7 protein-coding genes are annotated in these 8,464 nt (G+C 57.6%); 6 read left to right on the forward strand and 1 reads right to left on the reverse strand.

Features of this window, described 5'->3' with window-relative positions; genetic code table 11:
* The first annotated feature begins 1 nt into the window (after position 1).
* The 5 genes from hemN (at position 2) to AD949_RS01545 (ending at position 5,699) form a co-directional block, all read left to right on the forward strand.
* Positions 2-1,381, forward strand: coding sequence for an oxygen-independent coproporphyrinogen III oxidase (hemN, locus tag AD949_RS01525; protein WP_048836588.1), 1,380 nt, complete (start codon positions 2-4; stop codon positions 1,379-1,381).
* A 150-nt stretch (positions 1,382-1,531) separates the two neighbouring features.
* The gene (locus tag AD949_RS01530; protein ID WP_048836587.1) at positions 1,532-2,191 is read left to right on the forward strand and encodes a 2OG-Fe(II) oxygenase; all 660 of its coding nucleotides are present in this window, start codon (positions 1,532-1,534) and stop codon (positions 2,189-2,191) included.
* Positions 2,192-2,323: 132 nt separating this feature from the next.
* Positions 2,324-3,961 carry an electron transfer flavoprotein-ubiquinone oxidoreductase gene (locus AD949_RS01535; protein WP_048836586.1) on the forward strand — a complete coding sequence of 546 codons (1,638 nt, stop codon included), beginning with the start codon at positions 2,324-2,326 and terminating at the stop codon, positions 3,959-3,961.
* Positions 3,962-4,023: 62 nt separating this feature from the next.
* Entirely contained in the window at positions 4,024-4,773 is a 750-nt protein-coding gene (locus AD949_RS01540) for an electron transfer flavoprotein subunit beta/FixA family protein (protein ID WP_048836585.1), read from the forward strand.
* 2 nt (positions 4,774-4,775) lie between these two features.
* The gene (locus tag AD949_RS01545; protein WP_048836584.1) at positions 4,776-5,699 is read left to right on the forward strand and encodes an FAD-binding protein; all 924 of its coding nucleotides are present in this window, start codon (positions 4,776-4,778) and stop codon (positions 5,697-5,699) included.
* A 120-nt stretch (positions 5,700-5,819) separates the two neighbouring features.
* Here the strand turns inward: AD949_RS01545 and AD949_RS01550 are convergent, their stop codons facing one another.
* Complete coding sequence (locus AD949_RS01550) at positions 5,820-6,479, reverse strand: TetR/AcrR family transcriptional regulator (protein WP_048836583.1); 660 nt, start codon at positions 6,477-6,479, stop codon at positions 5,820-5,822.
* Between the two features lie 59 nt (positions 6,480-6,538).
* Between AD949_RS01550 and AD949_RS01555 the strand changes: the two genes are divergently transcribed.
* The gene (locus tag AD949_RS01555; protein ID WP_082064835.1) at positions 6,539-8,155 is read left to right on the forward strand and encodes an efflux transporter outer membrane subunit; all 1,617 of its coding nucleotides are present in this window, start codon (positions 6,539-6,541) and stop codon (positions 8,153-8,155) included.
* Positions 8,156-8,464 lie beyond the last annotated feature (309 nt).

Consider the following 8,464-nt stretch of genomic DNA (forward strand, 5'->3'; position numbering starts at 1 on the left):
CATGAGCGCGGTATCTCCTTCGGATCTGGTTCTCCGTTACGGCGGGAACCTGCCGCGCTACACCAGCTACCCGACCGCAGCCAGTTTTACGGATGCGGTCGGGCCTGCGCAGGCCGAAGAGTGGCTGCGCGCCCTGCCGCCCGATGAGGCGGTTTCTCTTTATTTCCATGTCCCGTTCTGTGATGAATTGTGCCGCTTCTGCGGGTGCAATACCTCCGTCATGCGGCATGAAGACGGGCGCATCGCGTATGGCGATCTGTTGCGTGAGGAACTGCGCCGCGTTGTGGCGCTGGTCGGTCCGCAGCGTTCCGTAAACCATATCCAGTTTGGGGGCGGCACTCCCTCCACCCTCCCAGCGGCCTCGCTCCGGCAGGTGCTGCGCAGTGTGCGGCAGTTTTTCAAGGTTGAGCCGGGCGTGGAACTCGCCATGGAACTGGACCCACGGCATGTCCCGGCAGGCTATCCGGACCTGCTGGGGGACCTTGGTTTCACGCGCATCAGCCTTGGTGTGCAGGATCTGGAAGAAAAGGTGCAGGAAGCCTGCGGGCGGCACCAGTCCTTTGCCCAGACCGAAGCCTGCATTAACGTCGTGCGCGCTGCGGGTGTGACTGGCGTGAATGTCGATCTGATTTATGGCCTGCCGTATCAGACGGAAGAGAGTGTTGCCGCAACCGCACGGAAAATAGCCTCTTTGCGCCCCGACCGTCTGGCGGTTTTCGGGTATGCGCATGTGCCGTGGAAGCAGAAGCGCCAGCGTCTGATTCCTGAAGACTCTCTCCCACAACCCGCTGAACGCCTCCGCCAGCGTACGCGCATGGAAGACGTTTTGTGTGCAGAAGGTTATCTGCCGATCGGGCTGGACCATTACGCTCTGCCGGGTGACCCTCTGGCGCGTGCCGCGCAGAATGGAACGCTCCGGCGGAATTTTCAGGGGTACACAACCGATTCGTCAGCGGTGCTGCTGGGAGTGGGAGCCTCCGCTATTTCCATGCTGCCGGATGGTTATACGCAAAATATCACAACCGTTGCGTCCTATGTCCGCGCTCTGGCGGATCAGACGGGGCTGCCGGTTGCCCGTGGCGTGGCGCGCACGGCCGAAGACAAGCTGCGTGGCCGGATTATTGAAGACCTTATGTGCACCATGCAGGTGGACCTTCAGGCCGCGCATGGTGAGGGCCATAATTTTTTAACGGAATATGCGGCTCTGCGCCCCTTTGTGCAGGACGGGTTCGTGCAGTTGGATGGCAGTTGCGTGCGGGTGACGGAGGCCGGGCGGCCTGTCCTACGGAATGTGGCGGCTGTGTTTGACACGCATCGCCAGAGTCTGTCTTCAGCTATGCCGGGAGCGGCCTCTCAGCCCCGTTTTGCTACAGCACTCTGAACCATTCCCTGCTTTATCCGTTGAGGTCTCGGTTGATCGTGCTGGCATTTTGGCGCATGGAAGGAAACCATTCCTTGCCCGGATGCCATAAAAAAGAACGGTATTCTTCCTAAAGGCAGGAACCCGCCTCACAGCTGAAGGACAGGACAGATGCGTTCTGACACCCCCGCTTTGACAGAAAAGCTGGCTGCCATGCAGCCTGCACAGGTCCCGTTTACGCACTGGATGCTGGAGTCCGTTCTGGACCCAGACGCCTGCGATGCTCTTCTGGAATGGGAGCCGGGGGAAGATGCGCGGGCAGGTGATGTCGGCGGTCGGCGTGAAACCCGGAACAAATTCCGTGTGTTTGTGGACCCCCAAACCCGGGCGCAGGACGCGCGGCTGGACCGGATGGCGCATCTGCTGGACAGTGAACCCGCGCGCAAGGTGTTTAAAGATGTCTGCGGGGCAGAGTTGGAAGATTCCGCGCTCCGGCTGGAACTGTGTCTGGATACGGATGGCTTCTGGCTGGAGCCACATACCGACATTGGCGCGAAAAGACTGACTTTGCTGATTTCCCTGTCCACAAACGATAAAGAGTGTGCGTGGGGGACGGATCTGATGTCGCCTGAGGGCGAGTCCATTGCGCGGGCATCCGGCGCGTTCAACTCCGGCGTGCTGTTTATTCCGTCTGACAAGACATGGCATGGCTTTGTCAAACGCCCGATTGAAGGGACGCGCCGCACCCTGATTGTCAATTTTGTCGACCCGGCATGGCGTGCCGTGCATGAGTTGGCGTTTGGCCCAAGAGTTGCCGCCCCGTCTGCCTAAGGCCGCATAAAAAATCGGTTTGAGGCGGCTTTTGGTGACTGAGAGGGAGGCTGTTAAGGCTGTTTTTTTGCAATTCAGCGTTAAATCGGCTTTAGAAAGCCTCGCCGAGATCTCAACAGGGGCTGAACAGGAATGAGTGAATCTGTGCGTGAGTCTATGGAGTTTGATGTCGTCATCGTTGGCGGCGGCCCTGCGGGTCTGGCTGCGGCTATCCGTCTGCGTCAGCTTTCTCCTGAAACCAGCGTCTGTCTGATTGAAAAAGGCAGTGAAATCGGGGCGCATATCGTCTCGGGTGCCGTCATTGAGCCACGGGCTCTGACGGAACTTCTGCCAGACTGGCAGGAGCGGGGCGCACCGCTGAACACCCCGGTCACGTCGGAAGAGATGCTCTATCTGACGGAAACCCGCAGCCTGCGTGTGCCGATGCTGGACCGGCTGATGCCGCACATGGCCAACCACGGCAATTACATTGTCAGTCTGGGTGAAGTCTGCCGCTGGCTGGCTACGCAGGCGGAAGAACTGGGCGTGGAAATTTACCCCGGCTTTGCTGGCGCTGAAGTGCTGATTGAAAATAACCGTGTGGTTGGTGTGGCCACCGGGGATATGGGCATCACCAAAGACGGCGCCCAAGGCCCCAATTACCAGCCGGGTATGGAGCTGCGCGGGCGTTACACGCTGTTTGCAGAAGGCTGTCGTGGCTCCCTAACCAAACAGGTCATGGCGCATTATGACCTGCGCAAGGGCGTGGACCCACAGACCTACGGGCTGGGGATTAAGGAAGTCTGGGAAATTCCAGCCGAAAACCATCGTCCCGGTCTGGTCCAGCACAGCTTTGGCTGGCCGCTGGATGATAAAACCTACGGTGGCGCTTGGCTGTATCACTTCGGTGAAAATCTGGTGTCTTACGGTTTCGTGGTCGGGCTGGATTACGCCAACACATGGCTGTCCCCGTTTGAGGAAATGCAGCGCATCAAGCTGCACCCTGCTTTCCGTAAACATCTGGAAGGGGGCCGTCGCGTCAGCTACGGCGCGCGCGCGCTTTCAGAAGGTGGCCTGCAATCCATTCCGCGCCTAACCTTTCCCGGTGGCGCGCTGATCGGGGATTCAGCAGGCTTCCTGAATATGCCCAAAATCAAGGGCACGCATACGGCCATGAAGTCCGGCATGTTGGCAGCGGAGGCTGTGGTTGAGGCGATAAAGACGGACCACGTCGAGCCCAGTTCCTTTACCCAGCGAGTCAAAAAAAGCTGGCTGTGGGAAGAATTGCACGCGGCCCGCAATGTGCGCCCCGGTTTTGCGCATTTTGGCATGAGGGGCGGGGCGGTTTATGCCGCGCTGGACGCCATGCTGCTGCGTGGCCGCGCACCGTGGACCCTGCATTTCCGCCATCAGGATAATGAAACCCTGAAGGCTGCGGCACTGTGTAAAAAGCCGAATTATCCCAAACCGGATGGCACGCTGACGTTTGACCGTCTCTCCTCAGTCTTCCTGTCCGCCACCAACCATGAGGAAGATCAGCCGGTGCATCTGCGCCTGCGCAATCCGTCTCTGTGGAAAACGGTTAACTGGGATGTGTTCCGCGCACCAGAGGCCCGGTATTGCCCGGCCGGTGTGTATGAAGTGGTGGATGAGGCAACGGCTCCGGCCCTGCACATCAACGCGCAGAACTGCGTGCATTGCAAAACCTGTGACATCAAGGACCCCGCCCAGAATATCGACTGGACTGTGCCAGAAGGCGCTGGTGGTCCGAATTATCCTGCCGGGATGTGATTTTGTTGCAAAATACGGTAAGCAGCGTCTGAACGATCCTGCGTCTGCAAGCGAAAGAAGCCATGAAGATTGTAGTACCTGTAAAGCGGGTTGTTGATTACAACATCAAACCGCGTGTTAAGGCGGACGGCAGCGGTGTTGAAACCACTGGCGTCAAAATGTCCATGAACCCCTTTGATGAGATTGCGGTGGAAGAAGCCGTGCGCCTCAAGGAAAAGGGCGTGGCGTCTGAAGTCGTCGTTGTCTCCATCGGGGTGCAGCAGGCGCAGGACACACTGCGGACGGCTATGGCCATGGGTGCGGACCGCGCCATTCTGGTGCTGTCGGAAGAAAGCCCGGAACCTCTTGCTGTCGCTAAAGTGCTGAAAGCCATTCACGAGAAAGAGCAGCCCGGTCTGTTCATCCTCGGCAAGCAGGCCATTGATGATGATATGAACGCAACCGGCCAGATGCTGGCGGGCCTGCTCGGTTGGGGTCAGGGCACGTTTGCCGGCAAGATTGAGGTCGCGGATGGCCGCGTGCTGGTCACGCGTGAAATTGATGGCGGGACGGAAGAGGTCTCTCTGGCTCTCCCGGCTGTTGTCACGGCAGACCTGCGCCTCAATGAACCGCGCTATGCCTCTCTGCCGAACATCATGAAGGCCCGTAAAAAGCCGATGGAAACGCTGAATGCGGAAGACCTCGGCGTTGATATGGCCCGTCGCCTCACGGTGGTATCCGTGGCAGAGCCGGAACAGCGTAAAGCTGGTGTGAAAGTTGGCTCCGTGGCTGAGCTGGTTGAAAAACTGCGTAACGAAGCAAAGGTGATCTGATCATGACCGCTCTTGTTCTTCTCGATCATGAAGAAGGCCGGATCAGAAAGTCTGCTCTTTCTGCTGTAACGGCTGCGTCTCAGTTTGGTGATGTGCATGTGCTGGTGGCGGGTGACGCTACCGTGGCACAGGCCGCGTCTGCCATTTCCGGTGTTTCCAAGGTTCTGCATGCTGCGGATGCACAGTACGCGCATGAACTGGCTGAACCTTTGGCTGCCCTGATTGTCTCTCTGGCAGGCGGGTATGACCAGATTGTTGCCGCTGCCGGTGCCGTTGGCAAAAACGTGCTGCCGCGCGCTGCTGCCCTGCTGGACGTGCAGCCGATTCCGGAAGTTGTGCGTATTGTGGATGCCGAAACTTTCGTGCGTCCGATTTATGCAGGCAATGCTCTGGCAACGGTAAAGTCTTCCGATGCCAAAAAGGTTCTGACGGTGCGTGGGTCCGCGTTTGATGCCGCTCCGGCAGAAGGCGGCTCGGCTCCGGTTGAAACCGTTGCTCCCGCTGCTAACCCGAATGTTTCTGAATTTGTGGCGGTTCACCTGTCCGAGTCTGAACGCCCGGAACTGGAATCCGCTCGCGTGGTCGTCTCTGGTGGCCGTGGCCTTCAGAGCGAAGAGAAGTTCCATATTCTGGAACCGCTGGCTGACAAGCTGGGCGCTGCTATTGGTGCGTCCCGTGCCGCTGTCGATTCGGGCTTTGTGCCGAACGAGTTTCAGGTTGGGCAGACCGGCAAGATTGTCGCCCCGGAACTCTATCTGGCCTTCGGGATTTCCGGTGCTATCCAGCATCTCGCCGGTATGAAAGACAGCCGCGTGATTGTGGCAGTCAATAAAGACCCGGAAGCGCCGATCTTTCAGGTAGCCGATTACGGCATTGAGGGCGATCTGTTCGAGATCGTCCCTGCTTTGACGGCCGCTTTGGCGTAAAACCCCGTCCCACGGCCCGCTTAACCGGGCTGTTGAGGTCTTTAAAGCCTGTGCATTCCGTAATCTGGAGTGCGCAGGCTTTTTTATTTCCGGAAAAGGAGGACGGCCGTAGCGTGTCGCTTAGACTTTAGACGGAGCAACACCATAGGCTGCCAGAAAAACGCGTACTGCGGCGTGGACCACTTTTTCTTCTTCCTCAGCTTCGTTTTCTAGCGGCATGTTGAAGCGTTTTCGGTGCGCGATACGTGTCTGGCAGAGAGAGAAAAACTGCTCTGCTGCAAAAACAGGGTCGTCCACCACTAGGGTTCCCTGCGCGACTTGCCCCTTAATCCAGCCAGACAGAGTCTCAATCGCCATTTTCGGGCCGCTTTGCCAGAACGTTGTGGCTAGGTGGGGGAAATGCGGCGCTTCGGAAACAATAATCCGGTAAAGCATGAGGCTTTCTGGCGCGGTGATCAGCTTTATGATTTCACGCGCAAGTGCGAGAAGCGTTTTTTCCGGGGACAGGCTTAACTGCTGTACTGGCGCGAGAACCTGTAGTTTTTCCCGGCAGTTTTTTTCTACAAAGGCAGCAAACAGATCACACTTATTGGCGAAGTAGTTGTAAAGCGTGCCCTTGGAAACACCAGCCTCCCGCGCAATGGCGGACATACTGGCCCCTTCGTAGCCATGCGCCGCAAAAACGGCCAGAGCTCCGGTCAGAATCTGCTGACGTTTGGCTTCAGACTCTCCTGTGCAGAGATGGGCCATTGTCGGGGGTGTGGTGGCAGGGGCAAACATGGTGTTGTGTTATTCCCAAGTATGATGATTGACGCAACATTGAAAAACGATAGGTTGGCATGCTGACCGAACCGATCGGTCAGTGCAAGAACCGGGTAGTAAGAATACGGACTTTCGTTAGGAGCGATCAGGTGGCGAAACGGTATGTGGCGGGAGCAGGCACTGTAGTTCTGGCTTTGGCGCTGGGTGGGTGCATGGTGGGCCCGGATTACAGAAAACCAGCCACATGGACACCAGCAGAGTGGCAACATGCCAGACTGGAGGGGTCTTCTCGTGTTCTTAGTGTGCCCAGCACACAGGCACCCGACCCGGAATGGTGGTCCATTTTTCAGGACCCGGAGCTGACATCTCTGGAAAAACGTCTGGCGTCAGAAAACCTTGATGTCCTTCAGGCAACCCAGCAGTTGGCTGTTAGCCGTGGGCAATTGCTGATTGCCGGAGCAGAGCGATTCCCGAATCTCGCGGCATCCGGCTCCTATAAGCGCGCGCAGTACAGCAGCAAGCAGCTCAGCCGCGTTATCGAGCGCATAGGCCAGAATGCACCGGAAGGCATGGGGGCGCTTCTGTCCTCACAGTCCTCAAATATGTCTATCCCGCTGCTGAACCAGTGGCAGGATGGCCTTCAGGCAAGCTGGGAAGTTGATCTGTGGGGCCGAGTGCGCCGGCAATATGAAGCCGCCAAAGCCTATCTGACAGCCTCTATGGAAGAGCGGCGCGGGATTCTGATCGCCCGGCAGGCCGAACTGGCGCGGGATTATATGGAACTGCGCGGTCTTCAGGAGCAGTTGCGGATAACGGTCGCCAATCGCGATGCCGCCACCAAAATGCTCACGCTCAGCAGTGCCCGCTATAAAAGCGGGCTGGTGAGTGATCTGGATGTTGAGAGCGCCCGTTCTCAGGTGGAACTCACCAATTCCAGCATTCCGCAGTATGAGCAGCGGATTGCCATGCAGATTAACGCTATCAATCTGCTGATGGGCGCGCCGCCCGGTGGTTTGAATAAAGAACTGACGCAGACAGCCGCTATTCCTCTGGTTCCCGCCGCTGTGCCGGTTGGTCTGCCATCTGAACTGGCGCGCAGACGCCCTGATATCCGGGAGGCCGAAGCCGAACTGCACGCCGCGACAGCCGAGGTCGGTCAGGCCGAAGCAGATTTTTACCCCAAAGTGACGATTGATGCCGGGTTTGGCTTCCAGTCCTTCTCGTTTCGGGACCTCGGGTTCTGGGGATCTCGGGCATGGAATGTCGGCCCGTCCATTTCGTTGCCAATCTTTCAGGGTGGCCGTCTGATCGGTCAGCTTGAAATGAAAAAGGCCTCTCAGAAAACAGCAGCACTTCGGTACCGGAAAACGGTGCTCACAGCATGGAGTGAAGTGGATAACGCTCTGACAGCCTATGAAGCTGAACAGAAACGCAACCTCAGCCTGAAGGCGCAGGTCGCAGCGGACCAGCGGTCATGGCAACTGGCACAGGACCAGTATCGTCACGGGATGCAGAGCTTTCTGCAGGTGCTGGATACAGAGCGTCGTCTGCTGTCGTCCCAGACGCAACTGGCGGATAGCACGGCGGTTATCTCGGATAATCTGGTTCGTCTTTATAACGCGCTGGGGGGCGGGTGGGAGACAACCTATCCTGACGCCAGCCAATCTCCGGCTCAGAAGACACAGCACAGCTAAACACTGTTTATAGAGAAACAGACCAAAAACCCCCGGTATCTCTGATGCCGGGGGGTTTTGTGTTTGTGCGGTGTGAAATCAGGAGAGAGGTTTCAGTCTGCCTTAACACTCTGAAAAGAAGGAAGGGTGTATCCCGTCCCATCAGCCGCTTCACGTCATGGCGGGATCTTCTTAAAACCGATTCCCGCAGGTCTCAGAGCGATCTGGTAGGAAACTGAAATCACCACCCCCATAAAAACTGGCGGTTCACTGGGGTTTTTGAGTGATCTGGAGGTTGTGGTGCACTTTTTTGAACTTTTTATGTCGGAC

Origin of the sequence: Acetobacter orleanensis (genome assembly GCF_001581005.1) — a bacterium.
Taxonomy (GTDB): domain Bacteria; phylum Pseudomonadota; class Alphaproteobacteria; order Acetobacterales; family Acetobacteraceae; genus Acetobacter; species Acetobacter orleanensis.

Excerpts from the sequence above, each read along its gene's own strand:
- AD949_RS01550 (WP_048836583.1), bottom strand. The coding sequence starts at position 6,479 with ATGTTTGCCCCTGCCACCACACCCCCGACAATGGCCCATCTCTGCACA.
- AD949_RS01540 (WP_048836585.1), top strand. The coding sequence starts at position 4,024 with ATGAAGATTGTAGTACCTGTAAAGCGGGTTGTTGATTACAACATCAAA.
- AD949_RS01555 (WP_082064835.1), top strand. The coding sequence starts at position 6,539 with ATGCTGACCGAACCGATCGGTCAGTGCAAGAACCGGGTAGTAAGAATA.
- AD949_RS01535 (WP_048836586.1), top strand. The coding sequence starts at position 2,324 with ATGAGTGAATCTGTGCGTGAGTCTATGGAGTTTGATGTCGTCATCGTT.
- hemN (WP_048836588.1), top strand. The coding sequence starts at position 2 with ATGAGCGCGGTATCTCCTTCGGATCTGGTTCTCCGTTACGGCGGGAAC.
- AD949_RS01530 (WP_048836587.1), top strand. The coding sequence starts at position 1,532 with ATGCGTTCTGACACCCCCGCTTTGACAGAAAAGCTGGCTGCCATGCAG.
- AD949_RS01545 (WP_048836584.1), top strand. The coding sequence starts at position 4,776 with ATGACCGCTCTTGTTCTTCTCGATCATGAAGAAGGCCGGATCAGAAAG.